At 68.5% G+C, this 25,981-nt stretch carries 26 protein-coding genes; 16 read left to right on the top strand and 10 right to left on the bottom strand.

Features of this window, described 5'->3' with window-relative positions; translation table 11 throughout:
- The first annotated feature begins 52 nt into the window (after nt 1-52).
- The 3 genes from prpF to CEG14_RS22535 all read left to right on the top strand — a co-directional run bounded on the left by prpF (nt 53) and on the right by CEG14_RS22535 (nt 3,955).
- Entirely contained in the window at nt 53-1,258 is a 1,206-nt protein-coding gene (gene prpF / locus CEG14_RS22525) for a 2-methylaconitate cis-trans isomerase PrpF (protein ID WP_094828655.1), read from the top strand.
- Nucleotides 1,259-1,890: 632 nt separating this feature from the next.
- Nucleotides 1,891-3,105 (top strand): CvpA family protein, encoded by a 1,215-nt coding sequence (locus tag CEG14_RS22530; protein WP_094828656.1) that lies wholly within the window; start codon nt 1,891-1,893, stop codon nt 3,103-3,105.
- Between the two features lie 205 nt (nt 3,106-3,310).
- Nucleotides 3,311-3,955: an HAD family hydrolase gene (locus CEG14_RS22535; protein ID WP_179280656.1), complete on the top strand. Its 645-nt coding sequence runs from the start codon at nt 3,311-3,313 to the stop codon at nt 3,953-3,955.
- A 179-nt stretch (nt 3,956-4,134) separates the two neighbouring features.
- On the opposite strand, the gene CEG14_RS26715 is transcribed toward CEG14_RS22535, so the two are convergent.
- Both CEG14_RS26715 and CEG14_RS26720 read right to left on the bottom strand, forming a co-directional pair.
- A complete protein-coding gene (locus CEG14_RS26715; protein WP_256985926.1) occupies nt 4,135-4,467 on the bottom strand; it encodes a pentapeptide repeat-containing protein in 333 nt (110 codons plus the stop codon).
- Nucleotides 4,468-4,497: 30 nt separating this feature from the next.
- Nucleotides 4,498-4,746: a hypothetical protein gene (locus CEG14_RS26720; RefSeq protein WP_256985928.1), complete on the bottom strand. Its 249-nt coding sequence runs from the start codon at nt 4,744-4,746 to the stop codon at nt 4,498-4,500.
- A gap of 390 nt (nt 4,747-5,136) precedes the next feature.
- Here CEG14_RS26720 and phnD point away from each other — a divergent pair, with 390 nt between their 5' ends.
- The 5 genes from phnD to CEG14_RS22565 all read left to right on the top strand — a co-directional run bounded on the left by phnD (nt 5,137) and on the right by CEG14_RS22565 (nt 10,424).
- Nucleotides 5,137-6,141, top strand: coding sequence for a phosphate/phosphite/phosphonate ABC transporter substrate-binding protein (gene phnD, locus CEG14_RS22545; protein ID WP_094828658.1), 1,005 nt, complete (start codon nt 5,137-5,139; stop codon nt 6,139-6,141).
- Nucleotides 6,142-6,143: 2 nt separating this feature from the next.
- Complete coding sequence (gene phnC, locus CEG14_RS22550; protein WP_094828659.1) at nt 6,144-6,914, top strand: phosphonate ABC transporter ATP-binding protein; 771 nt, start codon at nt 6,144-6,146, stop codon at nt 6,912-6,914.
- Nucleotides 6,902-7,768 carry a phosphonate ABC transporter, permease protein PhnE gene (gene phnE, locus CEG14_RS22555; RefSeq protein WP_094828660.1) on the top strand — a complete coding sequence of 289 codons (867 nt, stop codon included), beginning with the start codon at nt 6,902-6,904 and terminating at the stop codon, nt 7,766-7,768. Before phnC ends, phnE (CEG14_RS22555) begins: the two co-directional genes overlap by 13 nt.
- Complete coding sequence (gene phnE / locus CEG14_RS22560; protein ID WP_094828661.1) at nt 7,765-8,586, top strand: phosphonate ABC transporter, permease protein PhnE; 822 nt, start codon at nt 7,765-7,767, stop codon at nt 8,584-8,586. Before phnE (CEG14_RS22555) ends, phnE (CEG14_RS22560) begins: the two co-directional genes overlap by 4 nt.
- Before the next feature lie 179 nt (nt 8,587-8,765).
- A complete protein-coding gene (locus CEG14_RS22565; protein WP_094828662.1) occupies nt 8,766-10,424 on the top strand; it encodes a CYTH and CHAD domain-containing protein in 1,659 nt (552 codons plus the stop codon).
- A gap of 72 nt (nt 10,425-10,496) precedes the next feature.
- Here CEG14_RS22565 and ftsY read toward each other — a convergent pair whose 3' ends face one another.
- Nucleotides 10,497-11,615: a signal recognition particle-docking protein FtsY gene (ftsY, locus tag CEG14_RS22570; RefSeq protein WP_179280665.1), complete on the bottom strand. Its 1,119-nt coding sequence runs from the start codon at nt 11,613-11,615 to the stop codon at nt 10,497-10,499.
- Between the two features lie 402 nt (nt 11,616-12,017).
- On the opposite strand from ftsY, the gene rsmD reads away from it, so the two are divergent.
- From rsmD to CEG14_RS22595, 4 genes are all read left to right on the top strand, one after another.
- Nucleotides 12,018-12,611 (top strand): 16S rRNA (guanine(966)-N(2))-methyltransferase RsmD, encoded by a 594-nt coding sequence (gene rsmD, locus CEG14_RS22580; protein WP_094828663.1) that lies wholly within the window; start codon nt 12,018-12,020, stop codon nt 12,609-12,611.
- A gap of 58 nt (nt 12,612-12,669) precedes the next feature.
- The gene (gene coaD, locus CEG14_RS22585) at nt 12,670-13,179 is read left to right on the top strand and encodes a pantetheine-phosphate adenylyltransferase (protein WP_094828664.1); all 510 of its coding nucleotides are present in this window, start codon (nt 12,670-12,672) and stop codon (nt 13,177-13,179) included.
- A 97-nt stretch (nt 13,180-13,276) separates the two neighbouring features.
- Complete coding sequence (locus CEG14_RS22590) at nt 13,277-13,528, top strand: YfhL family 4Fe-4S dicluster ferredoxin (RefSeq protein ID WP_094828665.1); 252 nt, start codon at nt 13,277-13,279, stop codon at nt 13,526-13,528.
- Nucleotides 13,525-14,736: a benzoate/H(+) symporter BenE family transporter gene (locus CEG14_RS22595; protein ID WP_094828666.1), complete on the top strand. Its 1,212-nt coding sequence runs from the start codon at nt 13,525-13,527 to the stop codon at nt 14,734-14,736. The genes CEG14_RS22590 and CEG14_RS22595 overlap by 4 nt, the downstream gene beginning before the upstream one ends.
- A gap of 73 nt (nt 14,737-14,809) precedes the next feature.
- Here CEG14_RS22595 and CEG14_RS22600 read toward each other — a convergent pair whose 3' ends face one another.
- The 3 genes from CEG14_RS22600 to CEG14_RS22610 form a co-directional block, all read right to left on the bottom strand.
- Nucleotides 14,810-15,196 (bottom strand): MOSC N-terminal beta barrel domain-containing protein, encoded by a 387-nt coding sequence (locus tag CEG14_RS22600; RefSeq protein WP_094828667.1) that lies wholly within the window; start codon nt 15,194-15,196, stop codon nt 14,810-14,812.
- A complete protein-coding gene (locus CEG14_RS22605) occupies nt 15,193-17,697 on the bottom strand; it encodes an AsmA family protein (protein WP_094828668.1) in 2,505 nt (834 codons plus the stop codon). The genes CEG14_RS22600 and CEG14_RS22605 overlap by 4 nt, the downstream gene beginning before the upstream one ends.
- 321 nt (nt 17,698-18,018) lie before the next feature.
- Nucleotides 18,019-18,921 (bottom strand): LysR family transcriptional regulator, encoded by a 903-nt coding sequence (locus CEG14_RS22610; protein ID WP_094828669.1) that lies wholly within the window; start codon nt 18,919-18,921, stop codon nt 18,019-18,021.
- Between the two features lie 96 nt (nt 18,922-19,017).
- Between CEG14_RS22610 and dkgB the strand changes: the two genes are divergently transcribed.
- From dkgB to CEG14_RS22630, 4 genes are all read left to right on the top strand, one after another.
- Nucleotides 19,018-19,821 (top strand): 2,5-didehydrogluconate reductase DkgB, encoded by an 804-nt coding sequence (gene dkgB / locus CEG14_RS22615; RefSeq protein ID WP_094828670.1) that lies wholly within the window; start codon nt 19,018-19,020, stop codon nt 19,819-19,821.
- Between the two features lie 12 nt (nt 19,822-19,833).
- A complete protein-coding gene (locus CEG14_RS22620) occupies nt 19,834-20,790 on the top strand; it encodes a TIGR03571 family LLM class oxidoreductase (RefSeq protein WP_094828671.1) in 957 nt (318 codons plus the stop codon).
- 121 nt (nt 20,791-20,911) lie between these two features.
- Nucleotides 20,912-21,811 (top strand): alpha/beta fold hydrolase, encoded by a 900-nt coding sequence (locus CEG14_RS22625; RefSeq protein WP_094828672.1) that lies wholly within the window; start codon nt 20,912-20,914, stop codon nt 21,809-21,811.
- Nucleotides 21,812-22,065: 254 nt separating this feature from the next.
- Nucleotides 22,066-22,464: a YybH family protein gene (locus CEG14_RS22630; protein WP_094828673.1), complete on the top strand. Its 399-nt coding sequence runs from the start codon at nt 22,066-22,068 to the stop codon at nt 22,462-22,464.
- Nucleotides 22,465-22,601: 137 nt separating this feature from the next.
- Here the strand turns inward: CEG14_RS22630 and CEG14_RS22635 are convergent, their stop codons facing one another.
- The 4 genes from CEG14_RS22635 to ychF all read right to left on the bottom strand — a co-directional run bounded on the left by CEG14_RS22635 (nt 22,602) and on the right by ychF (nt 25,918).
- Complete coding sequence (locus CEG14_RS22635) at nt 22,602-22,925, bottom strand: hypothetical protein (protein ID WP_094828674.1); 324 nt, start codon at nt 22,923-22,925, stop codon at nt 22,602-22,604.
- Nucleotides 22,926-23,225 carry a type II toxin-antitoxin system RelE/ParE family toxin gene (locus CEG14_RS22640; protein ID WP_218831355.1) on the bottom strand — a complete coding sequence of 100 codons (300 nt, stop codon included), beginning with the start codon at nt 23,223-23,225 and terminating at the stop codon, nt 22,926-22,928.
- A gap of 305 nt (nt 23,226-23,530) precedes the next feature.
- Nucleotides 23,531-24,496: a metallophosphoesterase gene (locus CEG14_RS22645; protein WP_094828675.1), complete on the bottom strand. Its 966-nt coding sequence runs from the start codon at nt 24,494-24,496 to the stop codon at nt 23,531-23,533.
- A gap of 330 nt (nt 24,497-24,826) precedes the next feature.
- The gene (gene ychF, locus CEG14_RS22650) at nt 24,827-25,918 is read right to left on the bottom strand and encodes a redox-regulated ATPase YchF (protein ID WP_094828676.1); all 1,092 of its coding nucleotides are present in this window, start codon (nt 25,916-25,918) and stop codon (nt 24,827-24,829) included.
- Nucleotides 25,919-25,981: the final 63 nt, after the last annotated feature.

The following is a 25,981-nucleotide window of genomic DNA, read 5'->3' on the forward strand; positions in this document are numbered from 1 at the left end:
ATCCCGGCGGCGCTCGCGTGAGCGCCGCCGCAGTCTGCAAGGACGCAACGACATGGCTTACCTTCCCCAGCTCCGCATTCCCGCCACCTACATGCGCGGCGGCACCAGCAAGGGCGTGTTCTTCCGCCTGCAAGACCTCCCGGCCGCGGCGCAGAAGCCCGGCGCCGCGCGCGACGCGCTGCTGCTGCGCGTGATCGGCAGCCCCGATCCCTACGGCAAGCAGATCGACGGCATGGGCGCGGCCACGTCCAGCACCAGCAAGACCGTGATCCTGGACCGCAGCACGCGGCCCGACCACGACGTGGATTATCTGTTCGGCCAGGTCTCGATCGACAGCGCGTTCGTCGACTGGAGCGGCAACTGCGGCAACCTCAGCGCCGCCGTGGGCGCCTTCGCGATCTCGGCGGGCCTGGTGGATCCGGCCCGCGTGCCCGAGAACGGCACCGCCGTGATCCGCATCTGGCAGGCCAACATCGGCAAGACCATCCTGGGCCACATCCCGATGGTGAACGGCGAGGTGCAGGAGAGCGGCGACTTCGAGCTCGACGGCGTCACCTTCCCGGCGGCCGAAGTGCAGCTCGAGTTTCTCGACCCGGCCGACGAGGGCGAAGGCGATGCGGGCGGCGCGATGTTCCCGACCGGCAACGTGGTCGACACCTTCGAGGTGCCGGGCTTCGGCAAGCTCGAGGCCACCTTCATCAACGCCGGCATCCCGACCATCTTCGTCAACGCCGAGGCCATCGGCTACAGCGGCAGCGAGCTGCAGGACGCGATCAACGGCGATGCCGACGCCCTGGCGCGCTTCGAAACCCTGCGCGCCCACGGCGCGCTGCGCATGGGCCTGATCCAGGACCTCGCCGACGCCGCCAAGCGCCAGCACACGCCCAAGATCGCCTTCGTGGCGCCGCCCGCCGACTACACCGCGTCGAGCGGCAAGGCAGTCAAGGCCGGCGACATCGACCTGCGCGTGCGCGCGCTCTCCATGGGCAAGCTGCACCACGCGATGATGGGCACCGCAGCCGTCGCCATCGGCACGGCCGCCGCCATTCCCGGCACGCTGGTCAACCTCGCCGCCGGCGGCGGCGAGCGCGAAGCCGTGCGCTTCGGCCACCCCTCCGGCACCCTGCGCGTCGGCGCCCAGGCCCAGCTCGAAAACGGCCAGTGGCGCGTCACCAAAGCCATCATGAGCCGCAGCGCACGGGTCCTGATGGAAGGCCAGGTCCGCGTCCCCGCCGAAACCCTCCAGGGCCTGGACTGACCTCCCCCGCTCGCCCCCAAAGAAAACGCGCAGCCTGCCCTCCCCGGGGGCACCTGCGCGTTTCTCTTTCTGCCGGCCCCAAACAAAGGCGTCCAAACAAAGGTGTCAGACTGCATTTTTCGTGGATGCCCTGGACCCAAACAAAGGTGTCAGACTGCATTTTTCGCGGCCGCCCTGGACCCAAACAAAGGTGTCAGACTGCATTTTTCGCGGACGCCCCGGACCCAAACAAAGGTGTCAGACTGCATTTTTCGCGGACGCCCCGGACCCAAACAAAGGTGTCAGACTGCATTTTTCGCGGACGCCCCGGACCCGAACAAAGGTGTCAGACTGCATTTATCAAGGCGAGCAACCATCTTGCCCACCCCCGCAGGGGATGCCACATCACCCTGAGCGGGCGGAAAAAATGCAGTCTGACACCTTTGTTCGGAGGCAACGCGTTCCGAAAAATGCAGTCTGACACCTTTGTTGGGTTTCGCGACCTGGCCGTGCCGTAGAGGCTGCAAGGGCGGCGCCTTCGTTCATGCCGATGGGAAGTGGTAGTCTGGCCCCCGAGCGCGCGGCAAAGCATCGTCAGCGCACAGGCCCGCCATACTCCGCCGCACTGGCCGGCGGTTGTCGTGAGATCCCGAGTGAATAAAAAGACCTACCGATTCGGCATCCTGGTTTCCCTGATTCTCGCCGCCTGGCTCGGCGCGCTGAGCCTCTTCGCGATCTCCAGCGACAACCTCGGCTGGGGCGCCGCGGCGCTGCTGAGCTACGCGATTTTGTTCGGCGGACCGCTGGCCGTCCTGTTGGCCGTCACGTGGATCGCCTACATGCTGCGCGATCGCGCGCAGATCCCGGCGTGGGCGCATGCCTGGATGCTGCTGCCCACCCTGCTCGCGGTATCGATCGTGCCGGTGAGCGAGCAAGTAAGAGAAGGCCGCCAGCAGGCGTTCCAGGAAGCCCATCCGGCCATCGTCGAAACCCACGTCAACTTCACCGGCAGCGACCTCTGGCTGGATCTGCGTGGCAGCGTGCCCAGCACCGGTGCGCAACGGCATCTTGCGCCCAACGCCGCCGACGAAATCCGGTTCGCCCGCTTCAGCCGCTACCCGACCCAGGGCGCCACCGAGAGCGGCGAATTTCCCTATGACGGCACCCGGCTGAAATCCGACGTGGCGCAATATCGTTATGCGTTGCCCGATGGCAGCCCGGGCCCGGTGCGGCCGCTGCGGCAACTGCCCTATCCTCAGTTCGACGCCCTGCGCAAGGCCTACAAATACGGCGAGGCGGGGCTGGTCGTTTACCAGTACTTCCATTACCCGGATCACGTGGAAGTCGCGCCGGCGCTCGCGCGCTTCTCTGGGATGACCGAACAAGACATGGAAGCGGCGCAAATCCCGGGGCTCACGATATTCACCGTGGAAAATCACGGCGGCCAAGCGCTGGCCAGACTCGAAATCAATGGCCAGACCCACGACCTGGGCGAGCGCGCAATCCCGCCGCAAACGGCCAGAAACTGCAGCCCCGCCCACACCGCCGGCCCGGCGCTCGTCCACCTGAACCAAGCGCTGCGACTGCGCTGGCAGACCAGCGACGCGCCCGCACGCTGGCACGAAGCCAGCGTCCCCGTGCCCGCCTTCAAGCAGGCAGACACGAAACGCGCGGGCATGGCCCGGGTCCGGCTCTATGTGTTGCCGGATGGCACCGTGGCGGCGGAGCGTTTCGAGGAAGTCCGCCTGCCCAAGAATGCGCTCGCCCTGCGCACCACCGGCATCCCCGACCCGGCCAAAGCCGTTACGGAGTGCGAAGGCGCCTTTTCCAGCTACAACCCGCAGACGGTGCAACGCATCGTCGACTGAAGGGCTCCCACGGAAGCCCGCCGGTATCGTGGCCAGGGGTCGCCCGGACGCCCGGACGCCCGCAAAAATACGGCTTGCTCGCCGCGCTTCTCGCGCCCGCCGGCTGTCGTCGTGGCGGCCTTCGGCTGCGTCCAGATGGTTTCTGGTGCATCGCGTCTCCTGCAATAATTTCCCGTCGCAGCAAACCAGAAGGAGCGTTCCGAAAATGCATCCCTCCCATTTCCGACCGTCGGCCCACGGCGTGAACACGATCATTTTCGACCTGGGCAACGTGCTCATCCGCTGGGACCCGCGATTCCTGTACAGGAAAATCTTCGGTTCCGACGAGGCCGCCATGGAACACTTCCTGTCCGAGGTGTGCTCGCCGGCGTGGAACGAGCAGCAGGACCGCGGCCGTCCGTGGCAGGACGCGATTGCCGAGGCCGTCGCCCGGCATCCGCAGCATGAAGCTCACATCCGCGCCTATTTCGACCGCTGGTCGGAAATGATCCCGGGAGAAATGACCGAGACGGTGGCGGTCCTGGCGCAGTTGCGAGAGCGCAATTTCCGGCTGCTGGCGTTGACGAACTGGTCCGCAGAAACCTTCCACGTCGCCGAGGCGCGGTTTCCGTTCCTGCAGTGGTTCGAAGGCATCGTCGTCTCGGGCCGCGAGCGCCTGATGAAACCGGAGCCGGCGATTTTCAGGCTCATCATCGAGCGCTACCAGCTTCAGCCGGCCGCGACCGCGTTCATCGACGACAGCGCGCGCAACGTCGAGGCCGCGCGGCGCGAGGGCCTGCAAGGCATCCATTTTGTGAATGCGGAAGACCTGGTGGCCAGATTGCGGGACGTGGGCATCATGCTGGCGTGAAGCCGACCGCAGGCGGCCGATGCACGCGATCCGACTATCGTTCGAACGCCATCCGGACGAGCAAGGACGGCGCCACGCGCGCCGCCGTGATCACCGGATCTGCACCGAAAAAATGTAGTCTGACACCTTTTGGGAAAAATGCAGTCTGACACCTTTATGGATCGGCGCACCCAGCGCGCTCAGCGGATCACGACGCCGTCGGTGATGCAGGCCTCGAGCTGGGCCAGGGCCACCACGCCACCCACGAACCGACTGCGCGCGACCGAGCCCGATAGGGATTTGACCGCGGAAAAGTCGCACCCCTCGAAGACGCAGCTGATGAAATGAACATCCGAGAGATTGGCTTCGGCAAACGTGCAGTTCACGAACCTGCAATCCGTCGCGAAGGATCTGGACAGGTTCGCGGATGAGAAATCACATCCCGCAAACTCGACGCCCAAACGCGCGCCATTGAGTTTCGCGCCGACGAAACTGCAGCCCTCGAAGCGCCGCCGGACGAACACGCGTCGCATATCGATGCGGTCGAACCGGCATGCTCTTGCCTAGGACTCATTGATGCTCGCGCCGTCCTTGAACACGGCATCGGAGAGGTCGACGCGTTCGATCCCCAGGTAGCGCACGGGCTGGGCGAGCGTTATCCCGCGATAGTCCGCGTAGCCCGCCTCGGTCGATCCGAAGGGCGACTCCGGCATCGGCCGCATCCGCATGGAGCGGGCCGCTTCATGAAGACGTTCTTCGACCGCGCGCAACTGCTCGGTCTGCCATCGGCCACGTGCCTGTTTTGCCTGCATTCCCACGCCCTCGAGAGCCAGTAATTGAAACGGGTGTCGGAGCCCATGGTACTTCGCGTGCAGAACCGCCCCTGGACGCCAGCCCCGAAGCCACTGCCCCGGCCCTGCCGCTGACGCAAGCCCACACACGCTGTTGGGCCTGTCGAACCGCACTGGCCCGGCCGCCCCGAGCGGCTCGACACCGGCCCGACTGCGCGCCCGTCCGCCCCCTTATCCCGAAGCACGTTCCTTCGCACCTGTCGCCCTCCTTAAAACGAAAGAAAAGCGAACATTTCGAACAAAACCCGAAAAGAAACAAAGGGGTTTTCCCAGGTTCGCTGCGCGTTTGTTTGTGTTTGAATGCGGTGACATGACATAAATCTGTCAAAAAGACACAAAGAGGAGACACTCATGCAAGCCTCGCGCCTGCTCGCAGCCGCCGCATTCACCACGTTCGCCCTCGGCATGCAGTCCGCAAACGCCGCCGACACGTGCGCCAACCGCGGCGACCTGGACTCGATGTTCTGCGATGCCAACAAGGACCTGGTGGCGGACACGCCCACCGATGCGTCGAAACAGAAGACCCCGTCCACGCTGGTGTTCACCTACACCCCGGTCGAAGACCCGGCCGTGTACGAAGACATCTTCAAGCCGTTCACCAAGCACCTCGCGCAGTGCACGGGCAAGCGCGTGGTGTTCTATCAGGTGCAGAGCAACGCGGCCGAAATCGAGGCGATGCGCTCGGGCCGTCTGCACGTGGGTGGCTTCTCCACCGGCCCCACCGCCTTCGCGGTCAACATCGCCGGCGCGGTGCCGTTCGCGGTCAAGGGCTATGCCGATGGCTTCCAGGGCTACAACCTGATCGTGATCGTCAAGAAAGACAGCCCCTACCAGAAGCTCACCGACCTGAAAGGCAAGAAGCTCGCGCACACCTCGCCCTCGTCGAACTCCGGCCACATGGCGCCGGTCGCGCTGTTCCCGCGCGAAGGCCTCACGCCCGACAAGGACTACAAGGTGCTGTTCTCGGGCAAGCACGACCAGTCCGTCATGGGCGTGAACTCGGGCGACTACGACGCCGCCGCCGTGGCCTCGGATGTGTTCCACCGCATGGTGCAGCGCGGCCAGGTCAAGGAAGAGGATTTCCGCATCATCTACACCAGCGAGAAGTTCCCGACCTCGTCGTTCGCCTACGCGCATGACCTGGAGCCGAAGTTCCGCGACCAGATGCTCAAGTGCTTCTACGACTACCGCTTCCCCGACGAAATGAAGAAGGCCTTCGACGGCGCCGACCGCTTCTACCCGGTGACCTACCAGAAGGACTGGGCCATCGTGCGCGAAGTCGCCGAGTCGGGTGGCGAGAAGTTCAACCGTGCGGCCTACGATCGTGAGACCGCCAAGAGCAAGGGCAAGCAGTAAGCATGGCAACGTCTCTCCGCATTACCGGCCTGGTGAAGGAATACCGGGCCGGCACGCCGGTGCTCAACGGCATCGATCTGCACGTGGCGGGCCAGGGCCTGACCGCGATCATCGGGCCTTCCGGCACCGGCAAAAGCACCCTCCTGCGCTGCGTGAACCGGCTGATCGAGCCGACGCGCGGCGAGATCGTGCTCGAAGGCGCCGAAGGCGCGGTGGACCTGGCGCGCGTGCGCGGCCAGGCGCTGCGCCGGGCGCGCCGCCGCATCGGCATGGTGTTCCAGGAGTACAACCTGGTCGAGCGCCTGACCGTCATGGAAAACCTGCTCACCGGGCGGCTCGGCTACACCTCGGCCATCAAAGCCTGGATGCGCCGCTTCGACGCGGCCGACATCGAACGCGCCTACCAGTTGCTCGACACCGTGGGCCTGGCCGGCTTTGCCGACCAGCGCGCCGACGCGCTGTCGGGCGGCCAGCGCCAGCGCGTGGGCATCGCCCGCGCGCTGATGCAGGGCCCGCAACTGCTGCTGGCCGACGAGCCCACCTCCTCGCTCGACCCCAAGACCTCGGTCGAGATCATGGAGCTGCTGACCGCACAGGGCAGCGCCAATGGCATCCCCGTGCTGGTCAACATCCACGACGTCGAGCTCGCGCGCCGCTACGCCACGCGCATCATCGGCATGTCGGGCGGCAAGGTGATCTACGACGGCGACGGCCAGGGCCTGGACGCGAACATCCTCAAGTCCATCTACGGAGGCGAGTCATGGCTGCAGTGAGGCCGGCCCGCCGGCCCTTTGCGCTGTCGTGGCAGACGCGCTCCATCGCGTTGCTGGTGCTGGTGTATGCGGTCTACGCGGCCGCGCAGCTCGACGTGAGTCCCGCACGCGTTCGCGCCGGCCTCGACCACGCCGGCACCTTTCTCGCGCGCATGTTCCCGCCGAACTTCGAGAAGCCCGACACGCTCATCAAGGGCATCGTCGAGAGCCTGGAGATCGCCGTGCTGGCCTCGGTGCTGGGCATCTTCCTGGCGCTTCCCGTGGGCCTGCTGGGCGCGCGCAACCTGATGCCGGCCTGGGTGTCGTGGCCGGCGCGCGCCATCGTGGCGCTGTGCCGTTCGCTGCACCCGGTGATCGTGGCGATCCTGTTCGTGAAGGCGGTGGGCTTCGGCGCACTGGCCGGGATCCTGGCGCTCACCGTGGCGTCGATCGGCTTCATCGGCAAGCTCTTCACCGAATCGATCGAGGAAATCTCGCTCAAGCAGGTGGAGGCGGTGCGCGCCACCGGCGCGTCGTTCACCAACGTGATCACCTTCGGCGTGCTGCCGCAGGTGTTCGCGCGCTTCGTCGGCTTCGCCACCTACCAGTTCGACTCGAACCTGCGCAACTCCACCATGGTGGGGATCGTGGGCGCGGGCGGCGTGGGCGGCACGCTGTTTTCGGCGTTCCAGCGCTTCGACTATGACTTCGTATCGGCCATCCTGCTCACGCTGATCGCCATCATCATGCTCGGCGAAGTGCTGGCCGGCGTAGTGCGCGCGGTCCTGCTCGACAACCTCGGCTTCGACCGCATCCTGCAACGCCGCATCGCGGCCGCGCGCGGGCTGGGCAGCAGCACGGGAGGCAAGCCATGAACGCGAGCACCCTGATGCAGGCGCAGACGGCGCCGCGCACCTGGCAGCGCTACACGATGGGGCAGCGCCTGCTGCGCTTCGCGCTCTACCTCGTGCTGGTGGTGGCCGTGGTGCAGGCCGCGCGCAGCGTGGAGATCATTCCGGAGTTCCTCTACGACGCGCCGGAACAGATGGGCGACCTGCTGTCGCGCATGTGGCCGGTCGACTGGAGCTTCTACCCCGAGGGCGTGCACGACGCGCTGATGGAGACGCTGCACATCGCCACGCTGGGCACCCTGCTGTCGATCGTGCTGGCCGTGCCGGTGGGCCTGCTGGCCGCGCACAACCTCACGCCCAGCCGCATCGTTAACCAGTTCGCGCGGCTGATCCTGGTGTCGAGCCGTTCGGTGAACTCGCTGGTGTGGGCCCTGCTCTTCATCGCGATCTTCGGGCCGGGCGCGCTGGCCGGCACGCTCGCCATCGCCTTCCGGTCGATCGGCTTCGTCGGCAAGCTGGTGGGCGAAGCGATCGAGGGCGCCTCGCGTGGCCCGATCGAAGCGCTCACCGCGACGGGCGCCAGCAAGGGCGCGGTGATCTGGTATGGCTACTGGCCGCAGATCCGCCCGGCGTTCTGGTCCATCGTGCTGCTGCGCTGGGACATCAACGTGCGCGAATCGGCCGTGCTCGGGCTGGTCGGCGCGGGCGGCATCGGCATGGCGCTCGATACCGCGTTGAACCTGTTCCAGTGGGACCGCGTCGCGGTCGTGCTGGCCGCCATCTTCGCCGTGGTGGTGGTGGCCGAGATCGTGATCACCCAGGCCCGCCGCCGCATTCTGTAAATCTTTGCAACGCCGACGCCGCTGCCGCCCATCCGGGCCGCAGCGGCTTTTCATAGGGGGATTGCGGAAAATCAAGGGCCGCATCCGGCGCCGGCCCATATTTCGGATTTATGACCGGTCATCACAGATGACGCATGGCATGATTACTATCCGCACTTTTGTATGTGGGCAGTGCAGACATGTCAGAACAAGAGTTGAAGCTCCACGTGCCGGCCGACGCGGTCGCCGCCATCCGCCGTGAGCTCGGCCAGCGCCAGTCCAGTCGCGTGCGACTGCGCGCCATGTACTTCGACACCCCCGAGCGCGAGCTGGTGCACGCCCGCATCGCGCTGCGCCTGCGCCAGGAAGGCCGGCAGTGGGTGCAGACGGTGAAGATGCCGGGCGCCAACGCGATCACCCGCATCGAACTGAATCACCCCCGCCCCGGCCCGGTGCTCGACCTGTCGCTCTACGCCGGCACCGAGGTCGGCGACGCGCTCGCCCGCATCCAGGGCGAGCTCGGCGTGCGCTACGAAACCGACGTGTCGCGCCAGCTCTGCAAGCTGCGCAGCCGCTACGGCACCGTCGAGGTCGCGCTCGACATCGGCCTGCTGCGCGCCGGCGCGCTCGAGCTGCCGATCTCCGAGGTCGAATTCGAACTGATGTCGGGCCGCCCCGAGGCCATCTTCGCGGTGGGTCGGCAATGGCAGAAGCGCCATGGCCTGGTGCTCGACGTGCGCAGTAAGTCCGAGCGCGGCGACGCGCTGGCCGAGATGGCGCGCACGCTGGCGAACCTGCCCGACGACGACGGCGCCGCGGCCGCGCGCCAGGAGGCCGTGAGCCGCTTCTGGTCGCCGCGTGGCGCGCGTGCCGTCAAGCTCGATCCCGACCTGGATGCCGTGCAGGCCATGACCGTGGTCGCCGGCGAATGCCTCGAACAGATCGTGCGCAACGCCGCCGCGCTGGCCGAGGTCGACACCGCAGGCATCTACGAAGCCGGCGGCCCCGAACACGTGCACCAGCTGCGCGTGGGCATGCGGCGCCTGCGGTCGGCCTGGAAACTGTTCGAGGGCTGGGTGGCCGCACCCGCCCCCGCGCTCGACGAAGGCATTCGCCATTACTTCGGCGCCTTCGGCGCCAGCCGCGACCAGGACGTGCTGGCCGACACCATCATCCCCGCGCTCGAACGCGCCGGCATGCCGCCGATCCCGGCCGAGCCCGTCGCGCGTGGCGCCGACGCGCGCGCGCTGGCCAGCAGCACGGCCTTCCAGGCCTGGCTGCTCGAGCTGTTCGAGTGGAGCATGAACGTGCAGCCGGCGCCGGCCGAACCGGTTGCGGGCGCAACCGACACGCCGCCCGCCGACGAGGCGCAAGACCACGACGACGACGACGGCGCCATCGGCGATCGCATCGTTCCCACCATCATCGGCCTGAACGCCGCGCCGCCCGAGGCCGCGGAGCCGGCCAGGCCGCAGCTCGCGCGTCTGCTGGCGCGGCGCCTGCGGCGCTGGCACAAGTCGCTGGCCGAAGACGGCCTGCGTTTCACCGAGCTCGATCTGGAAAGCCGCCACGAGCTGCGCAAGCGCGGCAAGCGGCTGCGCTACAGCCTGTCGTTCGCGGAGTCGCTGCTGCCCGCCACGCGCCTGCGCAGCTATCGCAAGCTGCTGGCGCAGGTGCAGGACCTGCTCGGCGAGATCAATGACCTCGCGGTGGCGGCCGAACACTACCGCACGCTGACCGACGCGCATCCGCAGGCCTGGTTCGCGCTGGGCTGGATCTCGGCCCGTCTCGAAACGCTGGTGAAGCAGGCGCAACCGGCCTTCGACGCGCTCGCGCACGCCAAGCCGTTCTGGAAGTAAGCGGCGCACCGCGCCAAAACGCAACGGGCCGTCGATGACGGCCCGTTGTGCGTGGGTGTGGCCTGAGCGCGGTCAGTCGGCCAGCAGCGCGGCGGCGAACTCCGACGCCACGAAGGGCTGGAGATCCTCGATGCCTTCGCCCACGCCGATCCAGTAGACCGGCACGGCGCGCACGCCCTGGCTGCCCGCGGCCACGGCGGCCAGCGTGCCGCCCTTGGCGGTGCCGTCGAGCTTGGTGACGACCAGGCCGGTCAGGCCGATCGCGGCGTCGAAGGCACGGATCTGCGTGAGCACGTTCTGGCCGGTGTTGCCGTCGACCACCAGCAGCACCTCGTGCGGCGCGCTGGCGTCGGCCTTGGCGATCACGCGGCGGATCTTCTTGAGCTCTTCCATCAGGTGCAGCTGCGTGGGCAGGCGGCCGGCGGTATCGATCATCACCACGCCGGCGCCGCGCGCGCGGCCCGCGTTGACCGCGTCGAACGACACCGCCGCCGGATCGCCACCCTCCTGGGCGATCACGGTCACGTTGTTGCGGCTGCCCCATTCCATCAACTGCTCGCGCGCGGCGGCACGGAAGGTGTCGCCGGCGGCCAGCAGCACCGAGGCGCCCTGGCGCTGGAAGGCATTGGCGAGCTTGCCGATCGAGGTGGTCTTGCCGGCGCCGTTCACGCCCGCGATCATCACCACCAGCGGCTTGGCGCGCTGCAGGTCGAAGCCGCGCTCGAGCGGCTTGAGGTGATCCGTGAGCAGCTCGCGCAGCGCGGTCTTGACCTTGGCCGGGTCTTCGATGCGCTCTTTCTTCACGCGCGCGCGCAGCGCGGTGAGCATTTTTTCGGTGGCCTCGATGCCGGCGTCGGCCATGATCAGCGCCGACTCGAGCTCCTCGAACAGATTCTCATCGACCTTCACGCCGACGAACAGGCCGCCCAGGCTCTGGCCGGTGCGCGACAGGCCCTGCTTCAGGCGCGACAGCCACGACGACTTCTTCGGCGCGGCCTCGGCGGCTTCCTCTGGCGCCGGCACGGGCGCCGGCACGGGCGCAGCGACGGGCGCAGCAGCGGGCGCGGGCGGCGCAACCGGCGCGGCGATCGGAGCCGGTGCGGGCGCGGCCTGAACGGCGGCCGGGGCCGGCACGTCGACGGGCGCAAGCGGCGCGGGCGCGGGCGCCGGAACAGCAACGGGTGCAGCCACCGGCTCGGCAACGGGCACGGGCGCCGGCGTGGGCACGAACGCCGCCGGGGCCACGGGCGCGGCGGGCGCCGCGGCCGGGGCCGCCGCAGCCGGCGCGCTTGTCACGCCGACGACGTCCTGCGGCCGGATCTCGGGGACCGGATGCGCGCCCTCGTGCGGCAGGGGCGGCACGGCGGCGTCGGGCGCCTCGGCCACGCCATGCTCGGGCGCCACGGGCGCGACCGCGGGCGCCTCGGCCGGTGTCGGCGCGGGCGGCGGGGATTTTTTCTTGAAGAAGCTGAACATGGGCGAAAGTATATTCCGGAACCGGTCCCCCACCGGCCCGCCCCGCGCCGCCTCGCCCCGCGGCGGCGCCCGAGGGCGCTACTATTCGCGCAAACCCCTTCTTTTCTGGCATTTCCGATGAAATCCTCCCCGAAAGCCGCCGCCCCCGGCAGCCGGACCATCCGCATCGTGGGCGGTCAGTTCCGCCGCACCCCGATCGTGGTGCCCGACGTTTCCGGTCTGCGCCCCACGCCCGACCGCGTGCGCGAGACGCTGTTCAACTGGCTCAATCACCTCTGGGCCAGCGAATACGCCGACAAACGCGTGCTGGATCTGTTCGCCGGCAGCGGCGCGCTGGGCATGGAGGCGGCATCGCGCGGCGCGGGGCTGGTGCAGATGGTGGAGCGCGACCGGGGCGCGGTGTCCGCGCTGCGGACGCTGCGTGACAAGCTCGGCGCCGACGCCGTGCGCATCCATTCGGGCGATGCCCTGCAGGCGCTGGAGCGCATGGACGCCTCGCGCTACGACCTGGTCCTGCTCGATCCGCCCTTCAACCAGGGCTGGCTCGAGCGCCTGTGGCCGCTGCTGCCCGCGTTGCTCACGCCCGACGGGCTGGTCTACGTGGAGTCGGAAGCGCCCCTGGCGCCGCCCGAAGGCTGGACGCTGCTGCGCCAGGACAAGGCCGGCGCCGTCCACTACGGGATTGCCCAATTTGCTGCATTGCGCAATTAGATCAATAATCCGGTTTCGGAGGATGGTGTAAACCACATAACAACGGTTCGGAGCTCGCATGATCATCGCTGTATACCCTGGCACGTTCGACCCGCTCACCCGCGGTCACGAAGACCTGGTGCGCCGCGCCGCCGCCCTCTTCGACAAGGTGGTCGTGGGCATCGCGCACAGCCGCAACAAAAAGCCCTTCTTCGCCATCGAAGAGCGCGTGGAGATCGCACGCGAGGTGCTGGGCCACTATCCCAATGTCGAAGTGCAGAGTTTCGGCGGCCTGCTCAAGGATTTCGTGCGCGAACAGAACGGGCGCGTGATCGTGCGCGGCCTGCGCGCGGTGTCCGACTTCGAGTATGAATTCCAGATGGCCGGCATGAACCGCCATCTGCTGCCAGACGTCGAAACGCTCTTCATGACGCCGTCCGACCAGTACCAGTTCATCTCGGGCACCATCGTGCGCGAGATCGCCCAGCTGGGCGGCGACGTGTCCAAGTTCGTGTTCCCGTCGGTCGAGCGCTGGCTGCAGGAAAAGGCCAAGGAGCGCCGCGAACAGAGCTGGCCCAGCGGCGTCTGAGCCGGCGGCGGGCCCCCGGCCCGCTGGCGCTACAATGGATCGGTCTGTCCTTGTCGGGCAGGCCGATTTTCTTTTGGCGCCCCGCGCCCGCCCCACGATGGCCCTCCTGATCACCGACGAATGCATCAACTGTGACGTTTGCGAGCCCCAGTGCCCGAACGAGGCCATTTCCATGGGCGACGAGTTCTACGTCATCGACCCCGACCTGTGCACCGAGTGCGTGGGCCATCACGACGAGCCCCAGTGCAAGGTGGTGTGCCCGGTCGAATGCATCGAGCTGCATCCGCAATGGAAGGAAGGGCAGGAAGCCCTGATGGCGAAATACCGCCGCCTCACGGGTGCGGCATGAGCGGCGGGGATCCCGCCGCTTTCACTTCCGATCACCGCCGCGGCGCAAGCGACTTCTCCGTCTCCGCCCTCGTGGCCGGCTTCGTGGCCGTGCTGGTGAGTTTCGGCGGCACCGCCGTGCTGATGGTGCAGGCCGGCCATGCCGGCGGCCTCGACGCGGCTCATATCGGCTCCTGGCTCGGCTCCATCTGCCTGGCCCTGGGCGCGGGCGGCGCGCTGGTCAGCCTGCGCACCGGCGTGCCGGTGGTGTTCGCCTGGTCCACGCCGGGCGCCGCGCTGCTGGTCACCGCGCTGGTGGGCGTGCCGTTCGACCAGGCCGTGGCCGCCTTCCTGCTCGCGGCGCTGCTCACCATCGTCTGCGGCGTGTTCGGCTGGATCGATCCCATCGTGCGCCGCATCCCGGCCGAGATCGCGGGCGCCATGCTCGCGGGCGTGCTGCTGAACTTCGGCCTGGGCGTGTTCCGCAGCATCGGCGCGCAGCCCGTGCTGGTGCTGGGCATGTGCGCGGCCTACCTGCTGTGCAAGCGCTGGGTGCCGCGCTACGCCGTGCTGGCGGTCCTGGCGGTGGGCATGGTGCTGGCCGCGGCGCTCGGGCTGCTGGAGCTCGGCGGCGTGCAGTGGGGCCTGACGACGTTCGTCTGGACCACGCCGCACTTCACCTGGCAGGCCTGCATCAGCCTCGGCATCCCGCTGTTCGTGGTGGCCATGGCGTCGCAGAACCTCCCCGGCCTGGCGATCCTGCAGGCCGCGGGCTATCGTCCGCCCGCCTCGCGCCTCATCACCCTGACCGGCATCGTGGGCGCGCTGGCCGCCCCCTTCGGCGCGCACAGCATCACGCTGGGCGCCATCATCGCGGCGATCTGCGCCGGTCCCGAGTCGCACCCCGATCCCGCGCGCCGCTACGTGGCGGCCGCCACCTATGGCCTGAGCTACGTGCTGCTGAGCATCGTGGCCGGCGCGGTGGCGGTGTTCTTCGCCGCCCTGCCCGCGCCATTGATCGCCACGCTCGCCGGGCTCGCGCTGCTGGGCCCGATCATGGGCGGCATGACCAGCGCCATGGCCAACGCCGAACGGCGCGAGGCCGCGCTGGTGACCCTGCTGGCCACCGCCTCGGGCATGAGCTTCTTCGGCATCGGATCGGCCTTCTGGGGCCTGCTGGCGGGCCTGGCGGTGCATGCCGTCGTGACCCTGCGCCGCCCCGCCGCCTGACGCCCGGTCCGCCCGCGCCCATGAAAAAGGCCGTCGCATCGACGGCCTTGTTTGTTGCGGCGGGGGAATGGCGTCACGCGGACGGCCACTGCACCGGCGGCGTGTCGGGATGCAGCTTGAGCAGGCGCGCCGGCACGTTGAGGTAGTTCGACAGCCACGCGGCCGCCAGCTCGCCCTCGTCGACCACGTCCACCGGCTGCTGACGCACCAGCATCTGGTAGCGCACGCTGTCGTCGTCTTCGATCACGTCGAGCGGCACGTCGAGCCGCAGCATGCCGGGCGCGCGGATCACGAGATAGCCCAGGCGCAGCTCGAGCGAGACCTCGGCCAGCTTGGGCGCGAGCTCGCGCGTGAGCCATTGGCCGGCGTCGTTGGCGACGAGCCAGCGGCGGTGATAGTCGGCGGCGCGTGCGTCGGCCACGAAGCCGCATTCGGCGATGGGTTGGAAAGCGTCGCTCATTTGCCCAGAATGCCCTTGATGGCCTGGTCGATCGGCAGCGCGGCGCCCGCGCCGCTCTTGCCGCCGATGGCTTCCTTCAGCTTGTTTTCGAGGGTCTTGCGCAGCGCGCCGGTCACGGCCTGGCGCCACTGCACCGTGTACACCGGCGCGTCGAAGGTGCCGGTGAGCAGGATCGGCACGGTCACGTTCTGCAGCTCGGCGAGGTCCTTGCCGTCCTGACCGGTGGAGGTGTTGACCACCCGCACGCGCGCCAGGAAGTTGAACGCGCTGTTGACGAAGTCGATCGTGGCCGGGTCGCCCTGGCTGATGCGCAGGAGCGGCGCCTGCACGTCGAGGCGCTTGACCGTGCCGATGCCCTTGGCAATCTGCAGGTCGCCTTCCATCGAGGTGAAGTCGGTCTGGCGCTCCTGGCTGGCAGCCACCACCGCATCGTTGGCCTCGCCGCTGAAGGTGGCCTTCAGGTCGCGCAGCACCTGGGCGATGTTGATGCCCTTGACCGCGCCATCGCGCAGCCGCACCTGCACCGTGCCGGCCAGGTTGTTTTTCAGTGCATACGGATTGGCGCCGGCGGTCTTGAGGTCGAGCGCGAGGTTGCCGGTGCCCGACAGCGTGCGCTGCTGCGCCACGTCGGTGAGCAGCGGCTCGATGGCGATGCCGCTCAGGTTGAGCTTGCTGACCATCGCGTTGTTTTCGGCCGCGTCGACCGAGAACGCCCCGCCCAGCTTGCCGCCGTAGAGCACGGCGGTGAGGGCGGAGAGATCGAGCTTGCCGCGGGCCAGCTTGATGTCGGCGCCCACTTCCGAGGCCTTCAGGCCGCGCACGACGAGCTGGCCGACCTTGATGGTGCCGGTGGCGGTCTTGTTGAGCAGCCCCGACAGATTGATCGTGTCGTCGTCGGCCTTGGCCGGCGCGGCGGGCTTGGCCGGGGCCTTCGACTCATCCTGCTTGCCGTCGGTGGCGGGCTTGGCCGGCGCCACGCCGATCGGCGGCACGAGTTTGTCGAGGTCGAGCGTGTCGACGGCGAGCGCGAACTTCACCTCGGGCTGGGCCGAGAGCTTCGCCACGTCGGCGCTCAGGTCGAACTTGCCGCCTTCCAGCACCGCGTTGATGCGCGCGCTGGCCTGGTCTTTCAGCAGGTTGGCACTGAGGCTGCCGATCACCGGAATCGCCAGGCTGCCCTTGGGCAGGCCGGGGTCGGTGATGTTCACGTCGCCCTTGAGGGCCTGCAGGCTGGCGCTGCGCTGGAGCAGGTTCAGGCTCACCGGCGAGGCGAACACGGTCTTGACCACGCGCTCGCCCTGCTTGAAGGTGCCGTCGAACTTGACCTCTTTCACGTCGAGCTCGTAGGCGTTGCCGCCGATGCCGTTCAGGCCGAAGCTGGCGTCCACGCCCTGCGCCCGCACGCGGCCGGTCAGGCCGTCGCCGCTGGCCGCGGACGGCGAGATCGCCAGGCCGGGCGCGTCGAGCGCGAGCTCGAACGGGCCATCCGGCATCGCGCCCTTCAGGCGCACGGCGGTCTTTTCGAGCTGCAGCTGCGTCTTGTGCGGATCGATCGCCAGGCGCGGCACCAGCATGCTGGCCTCCACGCCGGTCATCTTGGCGGCCGGGTCGGTGATGTCGCCCTGGAACAGCAGCTCCAGGCCGGAGACGTCGAGCGAAGACGTGGCGCCGTTGAAGGCCACGTTGCCGCGCGCGGCCAGGCTCTTGGCCTGCGCGCCGGGGATCAGCCCGTCCATGCGCAGGTCGAGCTTCTGCGCCGAATAGCGCTTGGCCGAGGGATTCAGCCGCAGCAGGCCCTGGCCGGTGAGGCCGGCGTCGAAGCGCGGATTGCCGCCCTCGACACGCGCCGACATGCTCACGTCGAAGGGCTGGTCGAACGTGACCCGACCGGTGTTGGCATTGAGGCGGCTGACCGTGACGGCCATGCCGCTCATCGCATCCTGCATCTGCAGCTCGCCATCCTTCAGGTCGAGGCCCGCGATGTCGATCTGCATGTTGCGCGGCGTGCTCGGCGAGCCGCCCGTCAGGGCCTGAGTGGCACCGGCGATGACGCCCGCGCCGGCCTCGGCCGCGTTGGCAGGCACCGCGGTGTTCTGCACGGAGCCGCCCACGAGGTTTTCGAAATTGAAGTGGCCATCCTTGTGGCGCACCACGCGCGCCTTGAAGCCATTGATCGTGACGTGATCGACCACGAAGCTGTTCGACAGCAGCGGCCACACGGCCACGGCCAGGCGCATGCTGTCGATCGAGGCGAACACGTCAGTGCTGTCGGGCTCGGACAGCGATACGCCCTGCACCGCGAGGCCGATGCGCGGGAACAGCGACAGCTCGATCTCGCCGTCGATGGTCAGCGTGCGCTGATAGCGCTCCTGGACGATCTCTTCGAGCTTGTATTTATAGGCGTTGGGATCGAAGGTAAGGAGGAAGATGGCCAGACCGACGACGGCCACGACCACCAATACCACCAAGCCGATCACTATGCGCTTGAACCACGTCTTCATTGCTGCCCCGTCGATCACTCGACTTGGATGGATCCTGTGAATCTGCCGGTTGCACCGGTCAGGCGTGTACAGCGCCATGCGTCGCTGTGGGGTGTTGCATCGCCGGCCGCGTGGCGGCCCCTGCCGGAGCGGGCCGTGGGCCCTGGCGCCAGCGTGGCGGGTCAAAAGTTGGGAGCGTCCGTGAACCAGAGGTCCGGGCAAACCACCCCGGGATAACGCTATCGTAACAAATCGGGGGCCCGCCAAGGCCCGGAGCGGCGGGCAAATAGCATGCGAGACGCAACAGCATGCATCAGCGTGCGCGCCGCGCGCGCCGGCGGCCTATTCCTCGAAGCCGTCCGGCCCGATCCGCTCGACCAGGTAATCCACGAAGGACGCGATGCGCGATGACAGCGCCGTGTTGCGGTAATACACCGCGTTGATGGGCTGGCGCACGTCCAGCGTATGGCGTGGGAACAGCTGCACCAGGCGCCCGGATTGGCGGTCGGCGCGCGTCATGAAGTCGGACAGGCAGACGATGCCGGCCCCTTCCAGCGCGAGCTGGCGCAGGGTTTCGCCGCTGGAAGAACGTATCGTGGGCGTGATGTGCAGCTGGCCGTCGTCGGCGTCGCGCAGCGGCCATTCGTTGAGGCTGTCGGGCTGAGTGAAGCCGAGCAGCACGTGCTGGGCCAGGTCTTCGACGCGGCGCGGCCGCCCGGCCGCCTCCAGATAGGCGGGGCTGGCCAGCACGCGCAGCCGGCTGCCGCCGATGGGCCGCGCGTGCAGGGTGGAGTCCTTGAGCCGGCCGATCCGGATCGCCACGTCGGTGCGCCGCTCCAGCAGGTCGATCACGCCCTCGTTGCTCATCAGTTCGAGCTCGACCTCCGGGTGGCGTAGCCGATAGCCGGCCACCAATGGCACGATCACGTGCAGCATGAAGGGCGTGGCCGCGTCGACCCGCAACCGACCTGCGGGCCGCTCTCGCCGCGCCGCCATCTGTTCCTCCGCGCCCTCGACCATGTCCACGATCTGGCGCGCCTGCTCCAGAAAGCTGGCGCCCTCGCCGGTGAGCTCGAGGCGCCGGGTGGTCCGGCGCAGCAGCGTGGTCTGCAGCTTCTCTTCGAGGCGCGACAGCGTGCGGCTCGCGCCCGACACGGTCTGGCCGAGCTGCTCGGCCGCCTTCGAGATCGAACCCGCGTCGACCACGGCGATAAACGTGATCAGCTCGTCCAGCGTGGTCTTCATTATTGACTCCGGCGCAAATGTATTTGGCTTATAGACGACTTTTTCGGCAAATGTAAAGCCCGCATACTGGCCTCCATTCGAAACTAGGAGCATGCAATGGGCATCCCCGCTATCGGCCTGGGCACTTTCCGCCTGCAGGGCCAGACCGTCATCGACTCGGTGCGCAACGCGCTCGAGGTCGGCTACCGCGCCATCGACACCGCGCAGATCTACGGCAACGAAGCCGACATCGGCCAGGCCATCGCCGAATCCGGTGTCGCGCGCAACGATCTCTATCTCACCACCAAGATCTGGACCGACAACCTGGCCGGCGACGCGCTCATCCCGAGCCTGAAAGACAGCCTGCAGCGCCTGCGCACCGATCGCATGGACCTGACGCTGATCCACTGGCCCTCGCCCGGCCAGGCCGTGCCGCTGGCCGAAACCCTGCAGGCGTTGGCCGAGGCCCGCGCCCAGGGGCTCACCGGCGCCATCGGCATCTCGAACTTCACCATCGCCCTGAGCCGCGAAGCCCGGGCGCTGGCCGGCGCCGACGCGATCGCCACCAACCAGGTCGAGATCAGCCCCTATCTGCAGAACGCCAGGCTCGCCGCCTATGCCCGCGAGAGCGGGCTGCACCTGACCTCGTACATGACGCTGGCCTACGGCAAGGTGCTGGGCGAGCCGGTGCTCAACGACATCGCCCGCGCGCACGGCGCCACGCCCGCGCAAGTGGCGCTGGCCTGGGCCCTGCAGCTGGGCTACGCCGTGATCCCCTCGTCGACCCGGCGCGAAAACCTGGCCGGCAACCTCAAGGCGCAGGACCTGCGCCTGACGGCCGACGACATGGCCCGCATCGCCACGCTCGATCGCGGCGAACGCCAGGCCAATCCCGACGGGCTCGCGCCCGCCTGGGACTGAGCGGAGCGCCCCATGTCCGCCCTGCAACGCCTGACCCAGGGCGGCTTCAGCCTCGGCCTGGAGCTGCCGCTCGACAACGATTGGTCGCCCGATGGCGAAGCCCGCCGTCTGCGCGACGGCCGGCCGTTCGGCGTGCCGGACATCCGGCAACAGAATGCGCTCGCGATCCTGGCCGACCAGCTCGGCTTTCGCGCGCTCTGGCTGCGCGACGTGCCGGTCTATGACCCGGCGTTCGGCGATGCGGCGCAGGTGCACGAGGTGTTCACCTACCTCGGCTACCTCGCGGGCGTGACGCGCAACATCCTGCTGGGCACCGCGGCCGTGGTGCTGCCGCTGCGCGAGCCGGTGCTCACGCTCAAGGCGGCCGCCAGCGTCGACCAGCTCTCGGGCGGTCGGCTGCTGCTCGGCATCGCCAGCGGCGACCGGCCGGTGGAATACCCGATCTTCGGCCGCGACTTCGATACGCGCGGCGCCGCGTTGCGCGCACAGGTGGCGCAGTTGCGCGGCGGCCGCGGCGCGCTGCCCGAGGGCATCGACGTGCTGCCGCGCCCCGCGCAGGCCGCGCTGCCGCTGCTGGTGGCGGGGCTGGCACAGCAGACGCCGGAATGGGTCGGGCAGCACATGGACGGCTGGCTCGCCTATCCCGGCACGCCGGAGGACCACGTGCGCCGCGCGGCGCTGTGGCGCGAGGTGGCGGGCGCCAAGCCCTACGTGAGCTTCATCCACCTCGACCTCGCCGAGGATCCCGACGCCCCCTTGCAGCGCTACCGCTTCGGCTGCCGCACCGGCCGTCGTGCGCTGATCGAGGAGCTGGAGGCGATGCGCGCGGCGGGCGTGGCCCACGTCGGCCTGCAACTGCGGCGCAACCGCCGCCCGCTCGAGGAAACGTTGCACGAGCTGGCGCAGGAAGTCATGCCGGTGGTGCAGCGCGCGCCCGCGGTCGCGGGGGCCGAGGCCGAGGCCGCTTGAACGCAGATACCCACACTTCTGCTACACAACTTCACACGTCGCGGCCCGGCGGCCTCTAGAATCCGGTCTCGAGGCCGCCCCGCGCGGCGGCCTGACCGACCTGCCGTCCGCCGGAGTCCCGATGCCCCCGTTCTTCCCTCTCCGATCCGCCCGCCGCGCCGTGCGCACGCTGGCCTGCCTGCTGTCCGCCTGCAGCGTCCTGGCGTGGGCGCCCGCGCAGGCCGGCGAAACGGCCACCGCCTTCGTCGCCACGCAGGCGGGCCAGGACGCGGCGGACGCGGCCGCCCGCCTGCCCATCGCGCCGTTCGAGGCATTGGAATACACCACGTCCAACGGCGTGCGCCTGTCGTACCGGCTGCTGCCGCCGCCGCAGATCAAGACGGGCGAACGCTATCCGCTTGTCGTGATGCTGCACGGCTCGGGCGGCATGGGCAACGACAACGAAAGCCAGCTCGGCGGCCTCGCCCGCAGCTGGGCCGCGCCCGACCTGCGCACCCGCTACCCCGCGTACGTGCTGGTGCCGCAGACGCGCACGCGCACGGCCCGCTACTCGCGCGACAGCCATGGCGTGGTCACCGCCGAGGCCGGCCCGGCGCTGGCCGACGTGCTCGCCGCCATCGCCTACGTGCGCGACAGCCACGCCGTCGATCCGCAGCGCATCTATGCCGTGGGCTTCTCCATGGGCGCCAGCGCCGCCCTGCAGGCCGCGCTCGCCAAGCCGGATCTGTTCGCCGGCATCGTCGCCATCGCGGCGGTGCCGCCCTCGTCCAAGCGCGCCGCCGCGGCCGCGACGGCCGCCGTCCCTCTGTGGCTGGTGCACGGCGACGCCGACGACGAGAACCCCTATGCCGGCAGCCAGGCCTGGTATCGCGACCTCAGCGCCGCCGGCGCGCCGCTCGAGTTCCACACCTACACCGGCATGGACCATCGCGTGCCGCCCGACATGCTCACCGGCCAGCCCTGGCGCGATTGGTTGTTCGCGCAACGACGTCGGCCGCCCGAAGCGGCGCCGGGTTCCTGAGCCGATGCAGAGGCATCGCGAGTGCCCGCAAGGATCGGCGGGCTGGCGGCAGCCCTGCAGCCGCAGCACCGCGCCGGGCCATGGCGCTTGCGGGGCGCTGCAACGCCCCGTATAGTCAGGCACATGAAGCCCACCGCGCCCGCCCGCCGCATCATTACCGCCATTCCCTGAACGGCGGGCTGCGCACGACACCAACCCGCCAGAAGGCGGGTTTTTTCGTTCTTCTGGCGCCTGTTTCCCACGAGGAGCCCCGCATGAGCGACCATACCCTGCGCCACGTCATCGAAGCCTGCGACCGCGCGATCACCGCCGCCGACTACGACACCCTGATGACCCACTACGCGGACGACGCCGCGCTGGTGATCCAGCCCGGCCACGTCGTGCACGGCAAGGACCGCATCCGCCAGGCCTTCATCGCCATCGCCGCCCACTTCCAGCACAAGCTCAAGGTTACGCAGGGCGAGATGCAGGTGATCGAAGGCGCCGGCACCGCGCTGGTCATCATGGAGACGCACCTCGAGATCCCCGCCGCCGACGGCACGCCCACCCACATCACCCGCCGCGCCACCTACGTCTTCCGCCACGACCCCGACGGCCAGTGGCGCTGCACGGTGGACAACTCGTACGGGACGGATTTGTTGAGCGCGCAATGAGGGCCACGGGCGTGCACGTCATGCGTGTGCGCTTGCCGCGGCCCCGTCGATCCGCCCGCTGGGCCGCAGGCTCAGGAAACGCATGCTTGCGCGGATCGCGCGCGCGTTGACGCTGCCACCCGATGGAATCGGCACCGTCAGGCGCCGGCGATGTCGACGCGAAGACTGCGGCCGCGCACGCGTATCTGCGCGAGGATCGCATTGAAGGCCGGACTCTCGTGGGCGACTAGCGCGCGCCCTAGCGTTTCCGGTGCGACGCATATCTGCTGCGCAGCGCGGTCCAGGCCGCGCACGCGCACAATGTCGCCCAGCGCCGCGTGCACCAGTCGGCCATCGCCAGGGTCCTCGGCCAGGCAAGCGGCGAGGTACATCGCGGCGGCTTCATCCGCCTCGAGCGCCTGAGCGGCGTCCCACCGGGAAAATCCCGCGGGTGGGCTGTGAACTGCAGCGAGGCTCGACATTCAAAATCTCCACATGCGGGCCAGAACGCTGGCCTTTCTAATGTCCATATCCTGAGTGCGCTTGTTGCCACCGCAAAGCAGCACGATGGCAGCGTGGTGACGAATGAAATACACGCGGTAGCCGGGCCCCACATCGATGCGCATCTCGGAGACTCGCCCCGCAACCGGTCGCCAGTTGCCCAGACTTCCACAGGATGCAAGGCGGATACGCGCATGGATTCGTGCCCACGCAATCTTGTCACTCAGCCTGTCGTGCCATGCCCTGAAATCATCGCTTTGGATAATTTCGAGCACATCCATCGTCAGCCGGCCGGGGGCTCTGCTCTATATCGAGCAACGAACACCTGGCACGGACAATGATGGAACGCATACTGAATGCCCACCATGAACCGCCTCGGTCGAATGCGGGCCACGCACAGGCGTGGCGCATCGCGACTCGTATCATCACCGCACGCGCCTCGCGCGCGTGGCCGGTCGTTCAGGATCAGGACGGGTCCCCACCTCGGGGGGACCGGAAGGACCGCGACGTCACGGCCGGCAGCGCATGCTGCGCGCTGCGGCAAGCATCAACCCGCAGGCAGACCTGCGGCGGCCGCGCCGCGATCTCACCCCTTCCGCGCGGGTCCCGCCTGCGCTTCCCAGGCCAGCTTGTCGTTGGACAAGAGGTCTTCGCCGTCCCAGCGATAGGCCACCAGCGGACCGCCGGCCGCCGCCGACCAATCCAGGCATGCGAGCTTGCCGCTCTCGATCCTGGGCGGCCCCTTGAACCAGTGATGGCCGATGAAGATCGGCGCGCCGCTGATGGGCGTGCGATCGAAGCCTTCGGGCAGCGCCAGGCCCAGTATCTGCGCCTCCTGCCCCGCAGGCACCAGCGCGACCTCATGCAGGGCACTCGCCCAATCGCGCCAGTTCGCGAGCCGCACCTCGTAATGACGATGCCCTTCCTTGTCCTCGATGTAGCGGCCTTCGGGCAGCGCCAGCTCCACCCCCGAGGTCAGCCGCTTCCTCGCCTGCTCCAGCGCCGAACCCTTTCGATGCGTGGCCAGCAGCACGGCGTCGTCCAGGCGCTTGCCCGGCCTCCAGCCCGCATCGGATAGCGTGCTGACCGCCGCGTCGTCCCAGCTGGCATGCGCCACGCGGATGCCGCCCAGGTCCATAAAGGGTGGCAGTTGGCGAAACCAGGCCACCCACGCCGCATGGGCCGCACTGCCTTCTCCGATCTGCGCGATGAACGCGCCGTGTTGCTTGCGGTTCTTGCGGCTCTTCTCCGAGTCGCCCCGGTTGGGGCGCAGGAACTCGCCCGGACTGTCGGGATCTTCCGTGACGTAGCCGATGGCGTTGAATTCGTGGTTGCCCATGATGCACAGCGCCTGGCCCTCGTCCACCATCGCGCGGACGATTTCCAGCACCCGGGCCTGGCCCGGACCCCGGTCCACCAGATCGCCCAGGAATACCGCCTGGCGCCCAGCGGGCGCGCGATAGCCCCTGCCCGCCGGCACGTACCCGAGGTGCTTCAACAGACCTTCGAGCTTCCGGTCTTCCCCATGGATGTCACCGATGATGTCGTACATGCCTGCGCCTCCGTGCCGACCGCTGAATTGCCGCGTGCGCAACCTTCCCGGGAAAGATCACGCCATGTCCACATTGTCTGCGATCTCGAAGCCCCCTGCGATACCCGAACGACGGCGCTGCTCGCCGAAGCGCCGGGCCGGAACCGTCGTCGAGTGACCGCAAGCTCGAGCGTGCAGGCGGCGGCCCGATGCGACGTATCCGGCTGGACGCTTGCGCCGCCCGTGCCCGCGCGCGCCGCGGCGCCGCCCAAGAAAAAACCCCGCAGGCTCGCGCATGCGGGGTTCGTTCGGCAGCCGGCGGGGCGGCGGCGGCGGCGGCGGCGGCAGGCCTCAGACGTTGAACAGGAAGTTCATCACGTCGCCGTCCTGCACCACGTATTCCTTGCCTTCGGCGCGCATCTTGCCGGCTTCCTTGGCGCCCTGTTCGCCCTTGCAGGCGATGTAGTCGTCGTAGGAGATGGTTTGCGCGCGGATGAAGCCGCGTTCGAAGTCGGTGTGGATCACGCCGGCGGCCTGGGGGCCGGTGGCGCCGATGGGGATGGTCCAGGCGCGCACTTCCTTCACGCCGGCGGTGAAGTAGGTTTGCAGGCCGAGCAGCTTGAAGGCGGCGCGGATCAGGCGGTTCAGGCCCGGCTCTTCCATGCCCATGTCCGACAGGAAGGCCTGGCGGTCTTCGTCGGGCAGGTCGACGATTTCGGATTCGATCGAGGCGCAGATGGCCACGACCGGGGCGCCGCGCTCGTTGGCGAACGCGGTGAGGCGGTCGAGCAGCGGGTTGTTGGTGAAGCCGTCGTCGCTGACGTTGCCCACGTACATCGCCGGCTTGGCGGTGATGAAGCAGAGCTGCTGGATCAGCGCGAGCTCTTCGGTCGACAGGCCCAGCGAACGCACCGGCTTGGCCTGGTTCAGGTGGGCGATGCACTTCTCCAGCACCGTGACCAGGCGCTGCGCTTCCTTGTCGCCCGAACGCGCGGTCTTGGAGTGGCGGTGCAGGGCCTTCTCGGCGGTCTGCAGGTCGGCCAGCGCGAGCTCGGTCTCGATCACTTCGATGTCGGCGATCGGGTCGACCTTGCCGGCAACGTGGATCACGTTGGGATCCTCGAAGCAACGCACCACGTTGACGATGGCGTTGGTTTCGCGGATGTGCGAGAGGAACTGGTTGCCCAGGCCTTCGCCCTGGCTGGCGCCCGCCACCAGGCCGGCGATGTCGACGAACTCGACCGTGGCCGGCAGGATGCGCTCAGGCTTGACGATCTCGGCGAGCTTCTCGAGACGCGGGTCCGGCACCTCGACCACGCCCACGTTGGGCTCGATGGTGCAGAACGGGTAGTTCTCGGCCGCGATACCGGCGCGGGTCAGAGCGTTGAAGAGCGTCGATTTGCCCACGTTGGGCAGGCCGACGATGCCGCATTGCAGAGCCATGGAAATCCTGTGTCAGTACGATATTTTGCGCGCCGTTGCGCGATTCAGGGTGCAGTTTAACGC

It is taken from the genome of Bordetella genomosp. 1 (genome assembly GCF_002261335.1).
GTDB lineage: Bacteria > Pseudomonadota > Gammaproteobacteria > Burkholderiales > Burkholderiaceae_B > Bordetella.